The organism is Rickettsia monacensis (assembly GCF_000499665.2).
In the GTDB taxonomy this organism is placed as follows: domain Bacteria; phylum Pseudomonadota; class Alphaproteobacteria; order Rickettsiales; family Rickettsiaceae; genus Rickettsia; species Rickettsia tamurae.
Genome location: NZ_LN794217.1, coordinates 821,090 through 842,271, shown reverse-complemented (window position 1 = coordinate 842,271; position 21,182 = coordinate 821,090). Strand labels below are relative to the sequence as shown.

Genomic DNA, 21,182 nt, shown 5'->3' with positions numbered 1-21,182 from the left:
CACGGCATGACACTTATAAATAACATAACAAACCATTAGTAATGAGCAAAATTTTCTATATTATAGCTACTATATTAATAATAAGTGTCGGTATTTTTATGTTTCAAAAGCAAACGATAATGGATAACAATCAAATAATCCCAAGAAAAGTTTTATTCGGTAACCCTGATAAAGCAAGGGTTTCTCTAACCCACGACGGCAAATATATTCTATATGTTGCACCCAAAGACGGCGTCTTGAATATTTGGCTAGCACCATCAGACGATATTAGTAAAGCAGAATCTATAACTCATGATAAAGATCGGGGAATAAGAGGCTATATGATAGCTTATAATAATAAGAATATTATATATTCTCAAGATCATAAGGGTGATGAAAATTTTAGGCTTTATAGCTATAACATAGAGACTAAAGAAACAAAGTTACTCACTCCTGAGCGTGATGTTAGAGCTGGTATAGTTGCGATAAGTTATAAAAGCTCTAATGAAATATTAATAGATTTAAATGAGCGTGATCCTAAATATTTTGATGTTTATAAATTAAATCTAGATACTTTAGAAAAAGAGCTAGTATTAAAAAATGAGAAATTTACAAGTTTTATCATAGATAATAATTTACAAATAAGATACGCTGCTGCACCTGATAAAGACGGAGGTACGGAATACTATGAACTAAAAAATGATAAGTGGAAATTATTTACTAAAATATCAATGGAAGATTCAGCGAATACTTCTATTTTAGGCTTTGATGCTAGTGATGAAATTCTTTATATGGTTGATGGACGCAATCGCAATACTTCTGCACTTAAAGCTATAACACTTATAAACGGTAAAGAAGAAATATTAGCCGAAGATGCAAAAGCCGATATAGGCTTATTTACCGTGCATCCTACCAAACAAGCTCCTCAAGCGGTATCTATAGATTATGATAGAGTATCATACAAAATATTAGATACAGACATTGAAGATGATGTTAAATATTTGCAAGCTCTTGATCGTGGGGATTTAATTATTAATAGCAGAACACTAGATGATAAAACTTGGATTGTATCTTATGATAGTGATAATGCACCGGTGAAATATTATAAATATGATAGGGCAAATAAAAAAGCCGAATTTTTATTTACTAACCGTAAAGAACTTGAGCAATATAATCTTGCTAAGATGATTCCGGTAATTATCAAGTCACGTGACGGACTTAATTTAGTTAGCTATATAACTTTCCCAAATGATGTAAAGCTTGATGAAAATAATATACCCGATAGAAAAGTACCTCTAATCTTAAATATTCATGGTGGTCCGTGGGTACGTGATAGTTGGGGATATGATCCTGAACATCAATGGCTTGCAAACCGTGGCTACGCAGTTTTAACTGTTAATTACCGTGGTTCTAAAGGCTTTGGTAAGGATTTTGTTAATGCTAGTAACCTCGAATGGGGAAGAAAGATGCATTATGATTTACTTGATGGAGTCAACTGGGCAGTTAAGAATAATATCACTGACCCTGATAAAATTTGTATTATGGGCGGTAGTTACGGTGGTTATGCAACTTTAGTCGGTCTTACTATGACGCCGGACGTATTTGCTTGCGGTGTTGATGTGGTAGGACCTTCAAATTTATTAACCTTAATTAAAAGTGTGCCGCCTTATTGGGAACCGGCTTTAAATGAATTTAAAAAAAGAATTGGACCTTGGAACAACGAAAAAGATATAGAATTTTTAAACGAACGCTCTCCTTTAACATTTGTTGATAATATTAAAAAACCACTTTTTATTGCTCAAGGAGCTAACGATCCTCGTGTAAAACAAACAGAATCCGATCAAATTGTAAATAGCATGAAAGCAAAACATATACCGGTAGTTTATGCACTTTACAAAGATGAAGGACACGGCTTTGCAAAACCAGGTAACAGAATCTCATATTACGCTCTTGCCGAACAATTTTTAGCCAAGATTTTAAAAGGAAGAGCAGAGCATATAGGAGATGACTTAAAGAATGCTAATCTCATCCTGAATGATAAAGAAAAAATTACCGGTGAAGAGGCAGAAAAGATTATAGATAAGGTGGTTGGGAATTGATATACTACGTCATTGCGAGCGGGGATTGTTGTACGTGGATCAAAAAACGCGTTCGGTGTCATACCGTGGCTTGACCACGGGGATCTAGTAAAAATACTAACATGTTCACAAGTTGTTTTCTAGATACCGTGGACAAGCCACGGTATGACAATGCAACCAATTTTGGGGGTATCATGCTACTTACAAACACTGAAAATTCTTACGGCTTAATTGCAACACTTTTTCACTGGATCATGAATGAGTATTATAGTTATAGTAATGCTCGTTGTCGGTTTCTCAATGGATAATTTCGTAGAGCCTCCTTTAAAATAGCAACTATACGGGATACATGAAGCAACCGGCATAGTTGTTTTATCTTTAGTAATAATAGGCTTTTATGGAAATTCTATAAGCTAAGTTTTGCTACCGGAAAATATGCCGAATTGGCAGAAAAAAATCGCTAATATTAATATAAATTAATGTTATTAATGCTGATAAGTGGCTTTCTAATGACTATTTTATCAAACCATCATATTGATTTTTATGGTTTGTTTACTATAAATTCTTTTGCTCAAGATTTACAATTTGCCAAAATCTTAAAAAAATCCATAAAAAGGCTGCTTTGTTATTTACTGCTTTAATTATTTTGCATATACTAGCTGCGTTATAATCATCACTTTATTAGTAAAGATAACGTACTTAAGAGGATGTTGAATGAGTAGCACAATGTCACCCCGTGGCTTAACCACGGGGTCTCAGGATACAGCCTGTGATACAAGATACCGTGGTCAAGCCACAGTATGACATTAAATAACAAAGAACTCTCTTCTTTACAGCTTAAAGATTAGTTATTATACTGTGCTTTTATTATTTAAATAAATTATTTAAAATGAATATTCATGAATATCAAGCAAAAGAGATTTTAAGAAAATACGGCGTACCTACTTCCACCGGGCTAGTTGTTACGAAAACCGAAAGGATTAATGAAACCATAGATAAATTAAATACGGAAGTATATGTGGTTAAAGCACAAATACATGCCGGCGGTAGAGGTAAAGCAGGCGGTGTTAAGGTTGTTAAGAGTAAAGAAGAAGCCAAAAAAGTTGCTCATGACATGTTTGGTATTAATTTAGTAACGCATCAAACAGGGCCTCAAGGACAAAAAGTAAACCGTCTTTATATCGAATCAGGTTGTGATATTTTAAAAGAATATTATTTCAGTATAGTATTTGATAGATCGGCTAGCTGTATTACTTTCATAGCTTCTACTGAAGGAGGAGTTGATATTGAAGAAGTAGCAGAAAAAACTCCGGAAAAAATTATTAAATTTTCCGTTGATCCTGCAACCGGTTTACAAGATTTTCATATGCGAGGCATAGCTTATGAGTTAGGCTTTAAGGATAACCAAGTCAAACAGATGAAAGAAATAGTAAAATCAGTCTATAATGCTTTTATTGAAACCGATGCAGCACAAATTGAAATCAACCCGTTAATTGTAAATAGCGACGGGAACTTATTAGCTTTAGATGCAAAAATTACTTTTGACGATAATGGCTTATTTAAGCATCCGAATATTACGGCAATGCGTGATCACGATGAGGAAGATCCTTTAGAAACTAGAGCAGCAAATGCAGGACTTAGCTATGTAAAAATGGACGGTAATATCGGCTGTATGGTTAACGGGGCCGGTCTTGCCATGGCTACTATGGATATTATTAAACTTTACGGTGCTTCGCCTGCTAATTTCTTGGATGTCGGTGGCGGGGCCGATCGTGAGCGTGTAAAAGAAGCTTTAAAAATAATTCTATCCGATAAAGAAGTACAAGGGATTTTAGTTAATATTTTCGGCGGTATCATGCGTTGTGATATTATAGCCGAAGGAATTATTGCAGCTGCAAAAGAAATAGGCATAAAAGTACCGTTAGTGGTTCGTTTAGCCGGTACAAACGTTGAAAAAGGCAAAGAAATTTTATCAAATTCCGGTTTAGAAATAATACCGGCACATGATTTAGCAGATGCTGCAAGCAAGATAGTTGAAGCGATAAGGTAATACTGCTTGTATTTCAAGAATTGAATTTCATTTTATCAAGGACTCGTGATGCTCACGTACTATATATATGTACGCTCCGCTCACTCGCTTATCAAAATAAAATTCAATTCTTGAAATACAAGCAGTATTAAATACAACAAATTTTTAAAATAGCGTATTAAAAATGGCAATATTAATAAATAAAAAAACAAAAGTTATCTGTCAGGGTTTTACTGGTTCACAAGGAACTTTTCACTCTGAACAAGCTATAGCTTATGGCACTAACATGGTTGGTGGTGTTACACCTGGCAAAGGCGGTCATACTCACCTTGATTTACCTGTATATAATACCGTACATGAAGCAAAAGCAAAAACCGGTGCAAATGCGAGCGTTATATATGTTCCGCCCGACTTTGCCGCTGATTCGATATTAGAAGCAATCGATGCCGAAATTGAAGTAGTAGTATGTATAACGGAAGGAATTCCGGTACTTGATATGGTAAAAGTAAAACGTGCTTTAGTCGGCTCTAAAACTAGATTAATCGGTCCTAACTGCCCTGGGGTTATCACACCGGGTGAATGTAAAATCGGTATTATGCCTGGGCATATTCATAAAAGGGGGACGATAGGTATTGTTTCAAGATCAGGTACTCTAACTTATGAAGCAGTAGCACAGACAACAACAGTAGGACTTGGACAATCTACGTGTGTCGGTATAGGCGGCGATCCTGTTAACGATACTAATTTTGTTGATTGTATTGAAATGTTTTTGAAAGATGATGAGACAAAAGCAATTATTATGATTGGTGAAATTGGCGGTAATGCGGAAGAAGATGCAGCTGAGTTTATCAAACAATCAAAAATCAAGAAGCCTATTGTTAGCTTTATTGCAGGTATTACAGCACCTCCAGGTAAAAGAATGGGACATGCCGGAGCTATTATTGCCGGAGGAAAAGGAAGTGCCGAAGATAAGCTTGAAGCTCTACAAAGTGCCGGCGTAACTATTACTAGATCTCCTGCCGATATCGGTAAAACTATGCTGGAATTTATTGAATAAAGGCTAAATTCGTCATTGCGAGGAAAGTACGTAAGTAATGACGAAGCAATCTCAGGATGCTTGACAAGATTGCCACGTCGCTTCGCTCCTCGTAAGGCATTGTTGCGTGGATCAATTTCACCTCTGTATCCTGGGCGTGGCTTGACCACGGCATCTAGTTAAAAATACTAATATTAATTAGTATTTTTTATTGTTTTTATGGCCCCCGTGGTCAAGCCACGGGGTGACACAGTGGGTCTTACCGGTCCACGCAACAATGCCTTGCGAGCGACTGCAAGGAGCGTGGCAATCTAGAAAAAATAATAGAAATTCTGATTTACAGAATGTTTAATAACATGTGTAAATATACTACAATATTTTGTATAGTAGATAAATTTTGTAAAATTTATGAGAAATGGGTAAAACATCAATTGCTGAAAAGTAATAAGCAAAGATTTAGAGAAGGTAAGCTTTCCTTAAGTGAAGAACTCTCAATAATGATTTTTACCATTTTAGTGCATATAAACATTTAAAAGCTTATTACCAAAACTTTATTATTAATGGTAATTTGTTCAGGAATCCACCTTGTTATGAGAGATTTGTTCAGCTTATTCCTTCATTATTTCTGCCATTGATTGTGATGTTACATTACTTAAGTGGGAAAAGAACGGGAATTTATTATGCAGATTCCACACATTTTGCAGTATGTAAAAATATCAGAATTAATTCTAACAGAACTTTTAATAATCTTGCAAAAATGGGACGTAGTTCTGTCGATTGGTTTTTTGGATTCAAGCTTCATATGATAATCAATGATAAGGGAGAAATTATTGCTGTTAAAATTACCAAAGGTAATGTTGATGACAGAATTGCATTTGAAGCAATGGTTATCAAAAAAGGTCTAAAAGGTAAGTGTTATGATGATAAGGAGTTTATTTCAGAAAAAATGTTTACAAAACTTTATAAGCAAGGTTTAATAAAAATTACCGGAATAAGAAAGGATATGAAAAACTATTTATTACCTCTTTTGGATAAAATCCTTTTAAGGAAGAGATTCATTATCGAAACCATTTTTGGCTACATAAAAGAGAATTTTAATATTACTCCTTCCAGACATCGATCACCTATTAATTTCTTTACTTCTCTATTCTCTGCTCTTATTGCTTACCAACTTAAACCTAATAAACCATGTATTTCTTATCCATAATCGGGGTTACGTTAAAACTTACAGTTTGTCCTCGCAATGACAGAAAAACCGATCTACGCAACAATTCTTAAGAACTCTTATTATCCCTAATTTCTTTAACTATATTTAGTAATTGTGGGAAATCTATTAACCCAGGTATTAATTTTGAATCAATTATATACGCAGGTACTCCTTGGATTCTAAGGCTTCTAGCTATTTTCATATTTTGAGTAATTAAATCTTTAATCTCATTGCTATCGGCAATTTCTTCAATTTCCGTAGCATTTAAGCCATTCTCGGTTAATAATTCTTTTATAGATTCCTTAGAAACATCTCTTATTTTTATTAATTCATCATGAACAGCTTTAAATTTACTTGGATTGACCTTATAAACGGCTAAAACTATTCTTGCAAGATATTCGGAAGCATCTCCAAGGATAGGAAGCGATCGTAATATAACTTTAACTTTTGGATCATTTTGCAATAATTCATTTATAGAAACATCACCTTTTTTACAATAAGAACAATTATAATCATAAAAAGCAATTATTGTTACATCACCGTCTTTATTTCCTATAACAGGAAAGCTTGTGCTATCCTCAATACCTAACTTATTATCTTTTAGATAATTATTAACTTTAGTCTCATTTTCCTGTACTTTACGTTTTTGCAACCCTTCTATTGATTCTATTATTATTTCCGGAGTTTTAAGCAAATAATCTTTGATTATTTCTTGGACTCTTTCCTCTTCACATTTTCTTGCATCCTCGCTTTGTTTAACCTCAACGGAAACCGGATTTGTAGAATAAGTTTTCATTGTTTTGAAAACAAATAAAACTCCTATCACAACTACAAATATAACCAATATTTTACCTATAATATGCTGCATAAATACCTTTTTAAAAATTCTAGATTGTTTTTACTTTATTTCAAGAAAGCTGGTTCAATGTCATCTAGTTCGATTATTTGTTACATGGATCATGGATAGGTTTTTCCGTTGTCATACTGCGACTTGATCACGGTATCCAGCTTAAAATATTAAAATTATTGATATTAAAGTTTATTTTTCTGGATCCCGTGGTCAAGCCACGGGATGACACCGAATACGTCGAACCCACACAACAAAATCCATTACTTCTGTCTTATGAATCTGCTCTGATCTCTTTTCCAGTCTTTTTCTTTAATTGACTCTCTTTTATCATGTAATTTCTTACCTTTAGCAATACCAAGTTCAACTTTCACTTTATTTTTTTTATTAAAATACATAGAAAGAGCTACTAGCGTATAGCCTTTTATTCTAATTCTACCGATAATTTTCTTTATCTCTTTAGTATGCAACAATAATTTACGCGGTCTACGAGTAGAATGATTAAATCTATTCGCTTTTTCATATTCTGCAATATGGCAGTTATACAAAAATACCTCATGTACGGTATCTGCCGCATGACTTTCTTCTATAGAAGCTTTGCCTTGACGCAGAGACTGTACTTCACTACCCTTTAATACAATACCTGCTTCTAATCTTTCTTCAATAAAATAATTAAAAAGGGCTTTCTTATTTTGTGCAATAACTTTCTTATATTCGGTCATATTTTTATGGATAGTGATGTTATGATGTTTTCAATTTGTTTTTTAGCACTATCACTTGCTTCAGTTAATGGGAGTCTAATTTCATTTTCACATAAACCTAAATAATGTGCAGCATATTTTATTGGAATCGGATTAGATTCTACAAATAATGCTTTATATAAAGGCAGTAATTTCTGATGGATTCCTAATGCTCCTTTAGTATCATTCTTATACCACTTCTCTAATAGTTCTTTACACATATTGGGAGCAATATTAGAAGCTACGGAAGTCCACCCTACCCCACCTTGAGCGTTAAAAGCTAAGACTACTTCATCATTACCGGTTAAAATGTTGAAATCCTCTTTAACTATTGCTCTAATCCGCAATGGACGTTCTAAATCTACGCCACAATCTTTTAATGCTAAAATACGCAGTAGCTTGCTAAGTTTCAATATTGTCTCATCAGAAAAATCTACTCCGCTTCTAGTTGGAGCTGAATATAACATAATAGGTAGATTACACGCTTCATGCAATGCTTCAAAATGCTTATAAATCCCGTGTTGGGTAGGTTTTACATAAGATGGCGGACTAGCCATAAAACCATCTACACCGATTTTTGTAGATTCCGCTGCAAGTTCTCGTGCATAAGCAGTATTATTTGATGAACACCCGCTTATTATAGGAATACGCTTATTAACGATTTCTACGCTAGTTTGCAGTAATAATTTATACTCTTCAAAGCTTAAACTACTACCTTCTCCGGTTGAGCCTGCAATTAATACTGCATCGACTTCATGCTTTATTTGATATTTTAAAATTCTCTCTAAAGCATATAAGTCTAACTTATTATCTTTAAAAGGTGTTATAAGTGCGGTAATTAAACCTTTAAATATGTTATGCATGATTTTTTTGATTTTAATTGTTTAGCTTATTAAATCGTCATTGCGAGAAGAATTACGTAGTAATGCGACGAAGCAATCTCAGGAGTTTGTTATTATTTGATGAGATTGCCACGCAGTCTACGACTGCTCGCAATGACGACTCGGTATCCACGCACGGGCAATACCTCCTCGCAATGACGTTTCTTCTACTCCCTAACAACACGCCCATACTCTTCTTTCAAACGATCTGCAATTTGATGATCATCGAAAGTAATCTTTTTATTGCCTAAATCTATAGAATCAATATTTTGTACCTCGATTGCCGTGCCTGTAACAAAGCATCCGGTAAAATCCTCTATTTGCTCTAATTTTAAACGCTCTTCTTTTACTTCTAGACCTAAATCTTTTGCAATTTCAATAATAGTCTGTCTTGTTATACCGTTTAAAAACCTATCAGCAATTGGAGTATATAATGTTTTATCTTTAACAAAGAAAATATTTGTTGTAGTGCATTCAGCGATATACCCTTCATAATCAAGTAATAATGCATCATCATAGCCAAGAGCTTTAGCTTCTTTTGTACTCGTTATTGCCATATTATATTGAGCGGCGGATTTAGATTGTACCGGCGTGCTATCAGGCATTGCTTTACGCCAGTGGCTTACATGCAAATTTATACCTTTCTCAAAAGACCTCAGCATAGATGGAATACCGGCAATCAAAAGATTAGTAGATAAATACTGATTAGTGATATTTAGCGACTCGTCTCCACTCCAAATAAGCGGTCTTATATATGCATCCTTAATATTATTTTGTTTTATTACAAGTTCATGAGCTTTCATAATCTCATCAACATTATACGGTACTTTCAAACCTAATGCTTCTGCTGATTTTATTAATCTTTCCGTATGTTCTTTTAGTTTAAAAACTTTGCCGTTATAAGCTCTCTCACCCTCAAATACCGATCCTGAATAATGCAGACTATGAGTTAAAACATGAATCCTTGCAAATTGATAAGGAACTAAATCACCGTTAATCCAAACATGCCAAAAAATTTGCTCTAGTTTTATCATTGTCATTAACCTATATTTATATTAAAGTATTGTCAATCGTCATTGCGAGTAGCGTTGTTGCGTGGATCGAAAAACGCATTTGGTGTCATACCGTGGCTTGACCACGGTATCCAAAAAACAATAAAAAATACTAAAATCATTAGTATTTTTAACTGGATCCCGCGATCAAGTCGTAGGATGAAAACAGTGGAATTGATCCACGCAAGCAATACCGGCTTGCAATGATAGAAAAGCTAATACCAATTTTAAACGAGTATGCATACATACAAAGCACATATTTTAATCGTTGATGATGATAGCAGAATATTAGCACTTTTAAAGCAGTTTTTATATAAAAACGAGTTTTTAGTATCAACGGCAAGCTCAGTCATAGAAGCTAAAAATCTATTAAAAACTTCTAATTATGATTTAATTATTTTAGATGTTATGTTACCTGAAATAACAGGGCTTGATTTTGCTACTACTATAAGGGATGCCGGTAATAATATCCCTATAGTTATGCTTACTGCTTTATCGGAAGCCGATGACCGTGTTAAAGGACTTGAAGCCGGTGCCTCTGATTATATAACTAAACCTTTTGAACCGAGAGAATTATTACTTCGGATAAATAACTTAATCAATAATTATAATAACTTTAAAAAAGAAACGAATATAATTAAATTCGGCAATAATTTTTATAATTCCGATACAAAAGAATTTACCAAGAATAATCAAATTGTATCTCTTAGCTCTACTGAACAAAAATTACTTGAGATATTAATAAAAAATTCCGGTAAATCTACTAGTCGTTTTGAACTTTCAAAAATAATGGGAGGGCTTAGTATGCGTTCTATCGACGTACAAATTACAAGAATAAGAAGCAAAATAGAAGACAACCCAAAAGAACCGAAATATTTAAAAACCGTGCGTAATGAGGGCTATGCACTTTATATCTAAATTATTACAACATATTTCAAAGAACTTCAGACAAGATGAATTTAAAAGCGAGCCTGCACAGCGTATAAAAATACGTGAACACAGGCGAGTCTTGAAAAATTCGCTTGTATCAAGTTCTTTGAAATATGCTTTACCGAGAACATTACTTGTACGGTTTATGTTTATTATAATCATTCCGATTTTAATAGGACAAATCGTTGCTATATTTTTGTTTTACGATCGTCATTGGTATAATGTTTCATATTATACTAGTACTATTATTATCAATGAAATAGAATCACTGATTAAAGAACATAGAAATAATTCAAGAGAGATAACCCATTTATCGGAAAATTATCTTAATTTATCTTATCAATTTCAGCTTAGTAAAAAATTATCTATAAAACAACCTAAATTAAGTGAGCCTCTAACTATATTTAAAAATATTTTAGCTACAAAAATCCATGAAAAAAATATAGTTAAACTAAATAAAGAAAATAAAATTGAAGTATTTTTAGAATTAAAAGATGGAATATTATATATTACTTTTCCCGCAAAGTTACTACTTAATCCTACAGTATATATATTTGTTTTATGGATTATATCTTTAACAGTTATATTACTTTCTGTTTCTATTATTTTCTCCAAAAATCAAATTAAATCAATACTCACTCTTGCGGATAGCATGGATAAATTTGGTCAAGGTGTTTTAAAAGGCAAAAATTTCAAACCTTCAGGAGCCTTAGAAATAAGAAAAGCAGGGCTTGCTTTTTTAAAAATGAAAGCCCGTATAGAAAAACAAATTACTAAAAGAACCACTATGCTTGCTATGATTTCGCATGATCTTAGAACTCCTTTAACAAGAATGAAGCTACAACTTGAATTGATGGAAGAAAGCGAAGAAATCAAAGGATTAAAACAAGATATATTAACTATGCAGCAAATGATAAATTCTTATTTAGATTTTGCTAAGGGTGAAAGTACAGAAGAATTTGAAGAAATTTTATTATTACCTTGGATGGAACATCTTTTAAACAAATGGTCACATGTAGATATTGAATTTATAAAATCTATTAATTTAGATAAACTAGAAGTACGAATTAAGCCGAATTCTTTTGAAAGAGCCTTGTCTAATTTAATCGGTAACGCTATAAAATATGGAACTAAAATTAAGATATCTTCAAAAGATAATTCATCTACCGTAGCTATAATTATTGAGGATAACGGTCCCGGTATAGATGATACGGAAAAACACCTTGTATTTAAACCGTTTTATAGATCGGATAAAGCAAGACAGCTTGATAATGCAAGTAACGTAGGACTTGGGCTTGCTATTACTAAAGAAATAATAAACGATCACAAAGGCTCTATTTATTTAGAAGATAGCAAGGATTTAGGCGGACTATCGGTAAGAATCGAAATACCTAAAATATAGCTTTTGTTTTCTCTGTCATCCCGTGATTTATTCACGGGATCTAGGAAAATAAACAAAAAAATAACATTATTAAGTTGTTATTCTGGATACCGTGGACAAGCCACGGTATTACATCAAGTACGTTTTTCGATCCATGCAGCAACATCTAAAATATAAAATAATGACTAACATAAAACATTTAGCAATAATAATGGATGGGAATGCTCGTTGGGCAGATCGGCATAACTTAACAAAATCTGAAGGGCATAAAGCAGGAGCCGATAAAATTCGTGAATTACTCCCTGAGTTTATTAATCTTGGCGTGCCGTACGTAACTTTATATACTTTCTCTTCCGAAAATTGGCAACGTTCAAGCACGGAAGTAGATTTCTTAATAAAATTATTAAGTATTTATTTAAAAAATGAATTAAACAGTTTACATAAAAACGGCGTTAAAATAAAAGTAATAGGTAGGCTTAATTTATTAAGTAGCTCATTGCAAAAACAAATAAATAATGCTATAGAATTAACAAAAAATAATAATAAAATAACGCTTTGTATAGCTTTTAGTTATGGAAGTCGCCAAGAAATAGTTGATGCCTACACAAAAATTATTGCAAGCGGTAAAAAAGAAGTAAGTGAAAGCGATATACAACACGCTTTATATGATCCTGAAATGCCGGATGTAGATTTATTAATAAGACCGGGCGAGGTTTATCGCATCAGTAATTTCTTGCTTTGGCAAGCAGCTTATGCTGAATTATATTTCTCATCCAAATATTGGCCTGATTTTAATAAAGATGATATACTAGAAGCTATAAATGATTACTCAAAAAGGAAAAGAACATTTGGCAAAAGATAAACAAAATATATATTTAAGAATCCTGTCCGGTATAGTTTTAGTTCCGTTATTTGTTATAGCTATATTATGGTTTAAGCCTTTATTCTATATTCTAATGATAATAGTAGGTATGGGAATGTTAAGTGAATGGTATAATATGACCTATTCTTCTATTCCTTTTCTATTAATCGGGCTAATTATTATTCCGATTCCTATAAGCCTATTAATATTTTTAATTATGGAAGATACCAATAGGTGGCTTATTATGCTTTATTTTTGCATAATTTGGTCGGTAGATACTTTCGCTATGATTGGCGGCAAAATTTTTAAAGGAGCAAAACTTGCTCCAAAAATCAGTCCTAAAAAAACTTGGAGCGGTTTAGTTACGGGAGTATTATCAGCAGGTTTAGTTGCGGTATTAGTTAGTTTTATACCAAACTTTCATATTGAAAATTACTATTTTTCAAATAAAATTTATTTGTTTATAATTAGTTGTATATTAGCATTAATAGCTCAATTAAGTGATTTATTTATTTCATATTTTAAGCGAAAATTTAATATTAAAGATAGCGGTCATATAATACCCGGTCATGGAGGAATACTAGACAGATTTGATAGTATTATTTTAACTGCTCCGGTATTATTTCTTATGAATATATATTTATGATAATACATTTAAATAATCATTCTAAAAAAATAATTTTAAATATCTTTTTAGCTTTACTGCTTGGATATTTTGTTTTTCATTGCATATATGGTAACAAAGGGATTATTGCATATTTAAAAGTAAATAGGCAGCTTGAAAAAGCTTATGATGAACTAAAAGGCTTACGAGCAGAAAGAGTAGAACTTGAACATAACGTCAAATTACTCCGAACGGAATCGCTAAATAAAGATATGTTAGAAGAACAAGCAAAGAAAGTTTTAGGAGTAGCTGCTCCAAATGAGCAGGTGTTTACAATAAAAGACACACCTAGTCAAAGGTAGGTATCGTCATTGCAAGCAGGAGTTGTTGCGTGGATAGATAAAATCCACTGTGTCACCCCGTGGTCAAGCCACGGGATGACAGAGGTAAAATTGATACACGCAACAATGCCTTGCGAGCAGCCGTAGGCTGCGTGGCAATCTCATTAAATAATAACAAACTCCCGAGATTACTTCGTCAAAACTTGCAGCTTTTCCTCACAATGACGGGAAAACGAACCACATAACAACATTATTGATTAAAAGGAATTAAAAATCATTTATGACTATAAAAATTTATCAAAACGACCTACCTAATAATTTTGAACTTGAAGGAGATCTAGCTATAGACACCGAGACAATGGGGCTAAATCTACATAGAGATAAACTATGTTTGCTACAATTTAGTAACGGCAATGGTGAAGCTCATCTTGTTCATTTTACAAATCAAGATTATATAGCTCCTAATTTAAAAGCATTATTACTAGATAAAACTAGATGCAAGATATTTCATTTTGCTAGATTTGATCTAGCATCCATAAAAAAATATTTAAGTATAGATTTAGAAAATATCTTTTGTACTAAAATATCTTCAAAACTAGTTAGAACTTATACCGATAGTCATGGGCTTAACGATTTGTGCCGAGAATTGCTTAATATAAATATTTCAAAACAACAACAATCTTCCTATTGGGGTGCTGACAATTTATCTTCAGAACAAAAAGAATATGCAGCAAAAGATGTGCTTTATTTGCATCAGTTAAAAGATATTTTACAAAAAATGCTACTTAAAGAAAATAGATATGAACTGGCCCAAGATATTTTCCGTTTTTTACCGACAAGAGCTAATTTAGATTTACTCGGTTGGAATGAAATCGATATTTTTATGCATTAATGCATTAATTTAAATTAAGATAAATTAATAAAAATATTAACTTATTAACATAATAAATTGACTTCAGGTATAAAATCCTGCACTCTATTTAAGAGGCTAATTGATTTTTTTAAATTACTTAGCCTACAATAGACTTATTGCATAATGTAGCTAATAAGGAAGAATTTGAAGGAAACACGGAAGTGCTTACCTGCCACAGTGTACCTAAAAGTACGTGAGGATGCGAGTACCGGATTGACATACAAATTTACCCTTAGAAGCAAGTTATATAAAAAGTTTAATTAATTAGTAACTTAAAAGGGGATCTTTATGACTAATAGAAAAAAATAGACGTGCTAGATTCAGAGTCAGATTTAAATTTAAATCTAAGTCTAGATAACCCCGATTATGGATAAGGAATAGAGAGGAAGGAAGGTTGCAAGAGTTATTAAACCTTATATAAATAGGGCACTGAAGGAGTAAAATAAAGGTTTAATAACATGTGTAAATATACTACAATATTTTGTATAGTAGATAAATTTTGTAAAATTTATGAGAAATGGGTAAAACATCAATTGCTGAAAAGTAATAAGCAAAGATTTAGAGAAGGTAAGCTTTCCTTAAGTGAAGAACTCTCAATAATGATTTTTACCATTTTAGTGCATATAAACATTTAAAAGCTTATTACCAAAACTTTATTATTAATGGTAATTTGTTCAGGAATCCACCTTGTTATGAGAGATTTGTTCAGCTTATTCCTTCATTATTTCTGCCATTGATTGTGATGTTACATTACTTAAGTGGGAAAAGAACGGGAATTTATTATGCAGATTCCACACATTTTGCAGTATGTAAAAATATCAGAATTAATTCTAACAGAACTTTTAATAATCTTGCAAAAATGGGACGTAGTTCTGTCGATTGGTTTTTTGGATTCAAGCTTCATATGATAATCAATGATAAGGGAGAAATTATTGCTGTTAAAATTACCAAAGGTAATGTTGATGACAGAATTGCATTTGAAGCAATGGTTATCAAAAAGGTCTAAAAGGTAAGTGTTATGATGATAAGGGGTTTATTTCAGAAAAAATGTTTACAAAACTTTATAAGCAAGGTTTAATAAAAATTACCGGAATAAGAAAGGATATGAAAAACTATTTATTACCTCTTTTGGATAAAATCCTTTTAAGGAAGAGATTCATTATCGAAACCATTTTTGGCTACATAAAAGAGAATTTTAATATTACTCCTTTCAGACATCGATCACCTATTAATTTTTTTACTTCTTTATTCTCTGCTCTTATTGCTTACCAACTTAAACCTAATAAACCATGTATTTCTTATCCATAATCGGGGTTAGATAGTATAGCAAACCTCTGTTATCCTAGGGTTATAACTTGTGAAACAGAAGAAGATACTTTAAGTATTGATGGCGGTGTTTTTGCCGCATTTTGGTGGGCAGCCAATTATATAATAGATAAAGTATTAATGCCAATAACAGACAATATTTACTATTACCTTAGAGAAGATCTAGGGCATTATGAAACTTCATCTTATCAGAGTTATAAGGGTGCTTCAAAAGGTACTTACCATAATAATTGCAGTAACTTTATAAATGAGACGAAGCATTATGACTCTTCATTAGATAAACATGAGCAGGTGGTTTTAGGTAATACTACTTTTTTTAGTATGGTGGTAATGCAATAAAAGTATGCTAGGTGTCATACTGCGGCTTGACCACGGTATCTAGAAACAACTTAAAGTACTAAATTTAGTATTTTAGCTGGATACCATGGAAGGACCATGGTATGACATTCTGACTAGTTTTTAATCCCCACAATCTTTCACTTCAAACAATAATATTCACAATTTTACGAGGAACGAGGATAATCTTCTTCAGTTCTTTTCCCTCTAAGAACTTTTGTACCTTTGGCAGACTGACGGTAATTTGCTTTATTTCATCTTCACTTACGGAAGTTTTAAACTCATAGGTATCACGGAGTTTGCCGTTAACCTGCACTGCCATAATATATGTATCTAACTCTAGCATTGATTCATCAAATGCAGGAAAAGACGAATTATATAATCGCTCTTTATTGCCAAGCTTCTGCCAAATTTCTTCCGTAATATGCGGGATAAAAGGATTTAGTAGCTGTACTAAAACATTAAAGCCATGCCTTACGGTTTCAACATCAATTTTATCTTTGGATATTTCAGCAGATATAGCATTAGAAAGCTCACGCATACGTGCTATTGCTCTGTTTAGGGCAAAATGCTTTATATCTTCGGCGACATGCTTTATTGTAAAATATACTAATCTATTTAACTCTTTACTAATTTCAGTTATATCATCTTTTAAAGAATCTATCGCCTCAAACATATGCTCAAGCCTATTAATAAAACGTGAGCAGCCTTCAATACCGCTTGCCGACCATTCTAGATCTTTCTCAGGCGGACTATCGGACAGCACAAAAAACCTAATCGCATCTGCCCCGTATTGATCTTGCATTGTCTCAAGATCGATGAGGTTCTTTTTAGATTTACTCATCTTCTCAATGCGTCCCTGCACTACTCTATTATTGCTTTCTTTATGAAAAAATTCATTACCTTTTTTAACTACTTCTTCAGGATATAACCAATTATTATGCTCGTCTTTATAAGTAGCATGTAGCACCATCCCTTGAGTAAACAATCCTTTAAAAGGCTCACGAACGCTTACGTAATTCTGTTCGTTCATTACCTTAGTGAAAAACCTTGCATATAATAAATGCATTACCGCATGCTCTATGCCGCCTATATATTTATCGACCGGTAGCCAATAATCACAAGCTTTTTTATCGGTCATATCTGTAGCATTGCTATTGCAATATCTCGTAAAATACCAAGATGATTCAAAAAATGTATCAAAAGTATCGGTTTCACGAACAGCCGGCTTATCGCATTTCGGACAATTAACATGTTTCCAACTAGGATGATGATCAAGCGGATTACCGTGACCGTCAAAATTTACGTCATCAGGTAACGTAACGGGTAAGTCTTTGTAAGGTACGGGAACTATGCCGCAAGCTTCGCAGTGAATCATAGGAATAGGACATCCCCAAAAGCGTTGACGAGAAATCCCCCAATCTTTTAGACGATAATTTACGCTGCGTTTACCTATACCTAGTTTCTCAAATTCCCTAATGATTTTTTGTTTTGCTTCATTACTAGTTAAGCCGTTTAGAAAATCTGAGTTAACCAAAATTCCATCTTCCGTGTAAGCGGTCTTTTGTACATCAATATCTGCTTTTATTACTTGTTTAATAGGTAAATTCATTTTAACGGCTAATTCATGGTCACGTTCGTCATGAGCAGGACAACCGAAAACAGCACCAGTGCCGTAATCCATTAACACGAAATTCGTAATAATAACCGGCAATATTATATTAGAGTCAAAAGGATGAATGACATAAAGACCGGTAAACACTCCCTCTTTTTCAGCCTTTTCTAGTTCGCTACTTCCTGTAATATGTGAACATTTAGTTATAAAAGCTAGTATCTCAGGTGTTTTGGAAACTAACCGTTCTATTATCGGATGATTAAAGGCAATTCCTATAAAGCCAGCTCCGAAAATAGTTTCAGGTTTGGTTGAGAATACTTCTATAGTAGTATCTTCATTATCCTTAATTTTGAAATGAAAGTTAGCACCTATCGATTTACCTATCCATTTCTCTTGCATAGACCGAATAGCTTCAGGCCACTCTTTTAAATTCTGAATTTCGTTTAATAATTCTTCAGCATAATCGGTGATTTTTAAGAACCATTGCTTTAAATAGCGTTTCTCAACAATTGCACCTGAACGCCAACCACGCCCGTCTACAACTTGCTCATTCGCAAGAACGGTATTATCAACCGGATCCCAATTAACAAGTGATTCTTTTTGATAAGCAAGATTTCGTTCATAAAGCTCTAAAAAGAATTTCTGCTCATGTTTATAATACTCAGGATCACAACTATTTATCTCTCTAGACCAATCATAAGAAAAACCCATAGATTTTAGCTGCTTTTTCATATTCTCGATATTAGAATAAGTCCAATCTTTCGGATGAGAATTATTTTTTATTGCGGCATTTTCGGCAGGTAGCCCAAAAGCATCCCAGCCCATCGGATGAAGCACGTTAAAACCTTGCATAGTCATAAACCTTGCAATAACATCACCTATAGAATAGTTGCGTACATGACCTACATGGATTTTACCGGAAGGATAAGGCAACATTTCAAGTACGTAATATTTTGGCTTGCTACTCTCGTTTGATACTTCAAAAGCTTTTTCTTCTTGCCAAATTTGCTGCCATTTTTGTTCTATTTGGTTCATATTTTTTTATAATTTATATGCTGCATCGTCATTGCGAGCAGTCGTAGACTGCGCGGCAATCTCATCAAATATCCTGAGATTGCTTAGTCAATTGCTATGCAATTTCCTCGCAATGACGGAAATACTGTTATTACCTCGCACTATTAATATATATCTCTCTAGCTTTTCTTAAAATTTTATCTTCAAGCGTGATAGCAAGATTTGAGGTGTTTTCATTAAGTACCCATTGTTTATTTTTAAGCATTTCTTCAAATACTTTCACATCAATTGAATCAGGGCTTATTACATCGTCTTTAATAAATATATTTATTTTAAATCGAAAATTAGGATTAGAGCGTGGGCGATACCATTCCGTAATAATCACGCCGCCGTTTGAGTCAGCTGATGCAAGAGGAGCAAAACTTATATTCTCTAATGCTGCTTGCCAAAGATATTTATTAACAGAGCCTCCTACAGCTTTAGTAGATTCATTTTTTACCCTGCCCGGTCTAAAAACTAATCCTTCTTCACCTGCTATAGAACCTACTTCGTCCCATTTCTGCTCTCGTTCTGTTTTTGGATAATCATCCGCTACGATACTAGTACTTATTGCACTAAGTATAATTACAAAAAATAATCCGATAATTTTCTTCATAACCAATATTTAATTAGTGTGCTTGAGGGAAATAATAGAGAAGCTTTGGCTATTAGTCAAAAATTATTTGAACATAACTAATATGTCATTCTTGCGTGGACCGGTAAAACCCACTGTGTCATACCGTGGCTCGACCACGGGATGACAGAGGTAAAATTGATCCACGCAACAATGCCTTCTCACAATGACGGGAAAACTGATCCATGTAACAAGACTACACCTTAACAGGCATGACGACAAAAATATCTTTAGGATTCTCAGGAAATTTAATAAGTACCGGTGCTGAAACATCTGAAAAATATAGTTCTACTAAATCCGATTTCACTGCTTTTAAGACATCTTCCAAATATTGCGGATTAAAGCCTATAGCTAAAGACTCATCACTATTATATTCATAAAAACTTTCCTTATCTTGTGAAGAATTAATAACCTCTTTTGCGTTACCTCTTGCTTCACCGACGGCACTAATCTCTAAGGTTTCACGAGATAACGATAATTTTACCGCTCTAAATTTTTCAACGGTTATTATCGCTATCCTTTCTATACTATCTGCAAATATTTTTCGATTAATTACTAATTTTGAGCTACTGCTTTCCGGAATAAAAGTACTATAATCAGGGAAAATACCGTCTATAAGCTTTGATAGCATAATAGTATTTTCGTTACATATAAACTTAATCTTATTGCTACTTAATAAAATTTCTATATCTTCATTTATATTTTTAGGATCTTTAACTATTTTTAAAATTTCCTCTGCACTTTTTTGCGGTAATATAACTCCAAAATTCTTTATTTGTTTTTCTAATGTTACCCATGAAATCGAAAGTCTATGCCCATCGGTACTTGCCGAACAAAACTCTTTGTCTTTTATGTGTAAATAAACACCGTTTAAATTATAACGAGTTTCATCTAAAGAAATCGAAAATTTTGTCGATTCGATTATTTTAGCAAAATCCGTGCAGGAAATTTTAAAACTTGCTTCAGGATTAATACTATCCATTGCAGGAAAAGAACTAACCGGCAAAGTAAATAAATTAAATTTACAATTTTTTCCTTTGATCTCAAGTCCCGTTGTACCGAGATCTGTTAATGTAAGCTCGGAATCCGGAAGTTTTCGGACTATATCATTTAGAGTTTTCGTAGAAACGGTAAGTTCGCCTTCACTTACTACCTGTACTGCTATTTTTTGACTTAAGTACAAATCCATATTAGTAGAACTAAGTTCCAGATTGCCGTCTTTTGCCGATAATTTAATGTTTGCATATTCAGGTATTACATTACGTTTTTCAACAACGGAACTTGCAAACCCTAGGGACTGAACTAACGTTTTTGTTTCAACTATTAATTTTAACATAT

The 21,182-nt window shown here is 33.1% G+C and carries 23 protein-coding genes and 2 pseudogenes; 18 read left to right on the top strand and 7 right to left on the bottom strand.

Annotated features, from left to right (window positions below):
- Positions 1-41 precede the first annotated feature (41 nt).
- The 7 genes and pseudogenes from RMONA_RS04425 (at position 42) to RMONA_RS04410 (ending at position 6,329) form a co-directional block, all read left to right on the top strand.
- On the top strand, positions 42-2,078 hold the full coding sequence (locus RMONA_RS04425) for a S9 family peptidase (protein WP_023507836.1): 2,037 nt from the start codon (positions 42-44) through the stop codon (positions 2,076-2,078).
- Positions 2,079-2,251: 173 nt separating this feature from the next.
- Positions 2,252-2,537: pseudogene (locus RMONA_RS11215) on the top strand (cytochrome b).
- Positions 2,537-2,698: a cytochrome B gene (locus RMONA_RS11210; RefSeq protein WP_339325418.1), complete on the top strand. Its 162-nt coding sequence runs from the start codon at positions 2,537-2,539 to the stop codon at positions 2,696-2,698. Before RMONA_RS11215 ends, RMONA_RS11210 begins: the two are co-directional and overlap by 1 nt.
- 248 nt (positions 2,699-2,946) lie before the next feature.
- A complete protein-coding gene (gene sucC, locus RMONA_RS04420; protein ID WP_023507835.1) occupies positions 2,947-4,107 on the top strand; it encodes an ADP-forming succinate--CoA ligase subunit beta in 1,161 nt (386 codons plus the stop codon).
- A 163-nt stretch (positions 4,108-4,270) separates the two neighbouring features.
- The gene (gene sucD, locus RMONA_RS04415) at positions 4,271-5,143 is read left to right on the top strand and encodes a succinate--CoA ligase subunit alpha (protein WP_046058391.1); all 873 of its coding nucleotides are present in this window, start codon (positions 4,271-4,273) and stop codon (positions 5,141-5,143) included.
- 190 nt (positions 5,144-5,333) lie between these two features.
- Entirely contained in the window at positions 5,334-5,474 is a 141-nt protein-coding gene (locus RMONA_RS09630) for a hypothetical protein (RefSeq protein WP_172643947.1), read from the top strand.
- 201 nt (positions 5,475-5,675) lie between these two features.
- Positions 5,676-6,329, top strand: coding sequence for an IS982 family transposase (locus RMONA_RS04410; RefSeq protein WP_339325421.1), 654 nt, complete (start codon positions 5,676-5,678; stop codon positions 6,327-6,329).
- 67 nt (positions 6,330-6,396) lie between these two features.
- On the opposite strand, the gene RMONA_RS04405 is transcribed toward RMONA_RS04410, so the two are convergent.
- From RMONA_RS04405 to RMONA_RS04390, 4 genes are all read right to left on the bottom strand, one after another.
- Entirely contained in the window at positions 6,397-7,197 is an 801-nt protein-coding gene (locus RMONA_RS04405) for a DsbA family protein (RefSeq protein WP_023507831.1), read from the bottom strand.
- Between the two features lie 242 nt (positions 7,198-7,439).
- Positions 7,440-7,898: an SsrA-binding protein SmpB gene (gene smpB, locus RMONA_RS04400; RefSeq protein ID WP_023507830.1), complete on the bottom strand. Its 459-nt coding sequence runs from the start codon at positions 7,896-7,898 to the stop codon at positions 7,440-7,442.
- Positions 7,895-8,779, bottom strand: coding sequence for a 4-hydroxy-tetrahydrodipicolinate synthase (gene dapA, locus RMONA_RS04395; RefSeq protein ID WP_023507829.1), 885 nt, complete (start codon positions 8,777-8,779; stop codon positions 7,895-7,897). Before dapA ends, smpB begins: the two co-directional genes overlap by 4 nt.
- Positions 8,780-8,964: 185 nt before the next feature.
- Positions 8,965-9,837, bottom strand: coding sequence for a branched-chain amino acid transaminase (locus RMONA_RS04390; protein ID WP_037231428.1), 873 nt, complete (start codon positions 9,835-9,837; stop codon positions 8,965-8,967).
- A 36-nt stretch (positions 9,838-9,873) separates the two neighbouring features.
- On the opposite strand from RMONA_RS04390, the gene RMONA_RS11455 reads away from it, so the two are divergent.
- The 11 genes and pseudogenes from RMONA_RS11455 to RMONA_RS04345 all read left to right on the top strand — a co-directional run bounded on the left by RMONA_RS11455 (position 9,874) and on the right by RMONA_RS04345 (position 16,545).
- A complete protein-coding gene (locus RMONA_RS11455) occupies positions 9,874-10,056 on the top strand; it encodes a hypothetical protein (RefSeq protein ID WP_410526364.1) in 183 nt (60 codons plus the stop codon).
- 30 nt (positions 10,057-10,086) lie between these two features.
- The gene (locus RMONA_RS04385; RefSeq protein WP_023507827.1) at positions 10,087-10,767 is read left to right on the top strand and encodes a response regulator transcription factor; all 681 of its coding nucleotides are present in this window, start codon (positions 10,087-10,089) and stop codon (positions 10,765-10,767) included.
- Positions 10,751-12,181 (top strand): palindromic element RPE3 domain-containing protein, encoded by a 1,431-nt coding sequence (locus tag RMONA_RS04380; RefSeq protein ID WP_023507826.1) that lies wholly within the window; start codon positions 10,751-10,753, stop codon positions 12,179-12,181. Before RMONA_RS04385 ends, RMONA_RS04380 begins: the two co-directional genes overlap by 17 nt.
- A 133-nt stretch (positions 12,182-12,314) precedes the next feature.
- The gene (uppS, locus tag RMONA_RS04375) at positions 12,315-13,022 is read left to right on the top strand and encodes a polyprenyl diphosphate synthase (protein WP_023507825.1); all 708 of its coding nucleotides are present in this window, start codon (positions 12,315-12,317) and stop codon (positions 13,020-13,022) included.
- A complete protein-coding gene (locus RMONA_RS04370) occupies positions 12,982-13,668 on the top strand; it encodes a phosphatidate cytidylyltransferase (RefSeq protein WP_023507824.1) in 687 nt (228 codons plus the stop codon). The genes uppS and RMONA_RS04370 overlap by 41 nt, the downstream gene beginning before the upstream one ends.
- Positions 13,665-13,988, top strand: coding sequence for an FtsB family cell division protein (locus RMONA_RS04365; protein ID WP_008579820.1), 324 nt, complete (start codon positions 13,665-13,667; stop codon positions 13,986-13,988). The genes RMONA_RS04370 and RMONA_RS04365 overlap by 4 nt, the downstream gene beginning before the upstream one ends.
- A 259-nt stretch (positions 13,989-14,247) precedes the next feature.
- Positions 14,248-14,859, top strand: coding sequence for a ribonuclease D (locus tag RMONA_RS04360; protein ID WP_023507823.1), 612 nt, complete (start codon positions 14,248-14,250; stop codon positions 14,857-14,859).
- A gap of 128 nt (positions 14,860-14,987) precedes the next feature.
- Positions 14,988-15,142 (top strand): annotated as a pseudogene (locus RMONA_RS11450) (palindromic element RPE1 domain-containing protein); the annotation flags it as partial.
- Positions 15,143-15,622: 480 nt separating this feature from the next.
- Positions 15,623-15,886 carry a transposase gene (locus RMONA_RS10930; protein WP_023507103.1) on the top strand — a complete coding sequence of 88 codons (264 nt, stop codon included), beginning with the start codon at positions 15,623-15,625 and terminating at the stop codon, positions 15,884-15,886.
- 41 nt (positions 15,887-15,927) lie between these two features.
- Positions 15,928-16,188 (top strand): transposase, encoded by a 261-nt coding sequence (locus RMONA_RS10925; RefSeq protein ID WP_023507776.1) that lies wholly within the window; start codon positions 15,928-15,930, stop codon positions 16,186-16,188.
- Between the two features lie 138 nt (positions 16,189-16,326).
- Complete coding sequence (locus RMONA_RS04345; RefSeq protein WP_023507822.1) at positions 16,327-16,545, top strand: hypothetical protein; 219 nt, start codon at positions 16,327-16,329, stop codon at positions 16,543-16,545.
- A 142-nt stretch (positions 16,546-16,687) separates the two neighbouring features.
- Here the strand turns inward: RMONA_RS04345 and leuS are convergent, their stop codons facing one another.
- The 3 genes from leuS to dnaN form a co-directional block, all read right to left on the bottom strand.
- Entirely contained in the window at positions 16,688-19,192 is a 2,505-nt protein-coding gene (leuS, locus tag RMONA_RS04340; protein WP_023507821.1) for a leucine--tRNA ligase, read from the bottom strand.
- 130 nt (positions 19,193-19,322) lie between these two features.
- On the bottom strand, positions 19,323-19,826 hold the full coding sequence (locus tag RMONA_RS04335; RefSeq protein ID WP_023507820.1) for a DUF3576 domain-containing protein: 504 nt from the start codon (positions 19,824-19,826) through the stop codon (positions 19,323-19,325).
- Positions 19,827-20,040: 214 nt separating this feature from the next.
- A complete protein-coding gene (dnaN, locus tag RMONA_RS04330) occupies positions 20,041-21,180 on the bottom strand; it encodes a DNA polymerase III subunit beta (protein WP_023507819.1) in 1,140 nt (379 codons plus the stop codon).
- Positions 21,181-21,182: the final 2 nt, after the last annotated feature.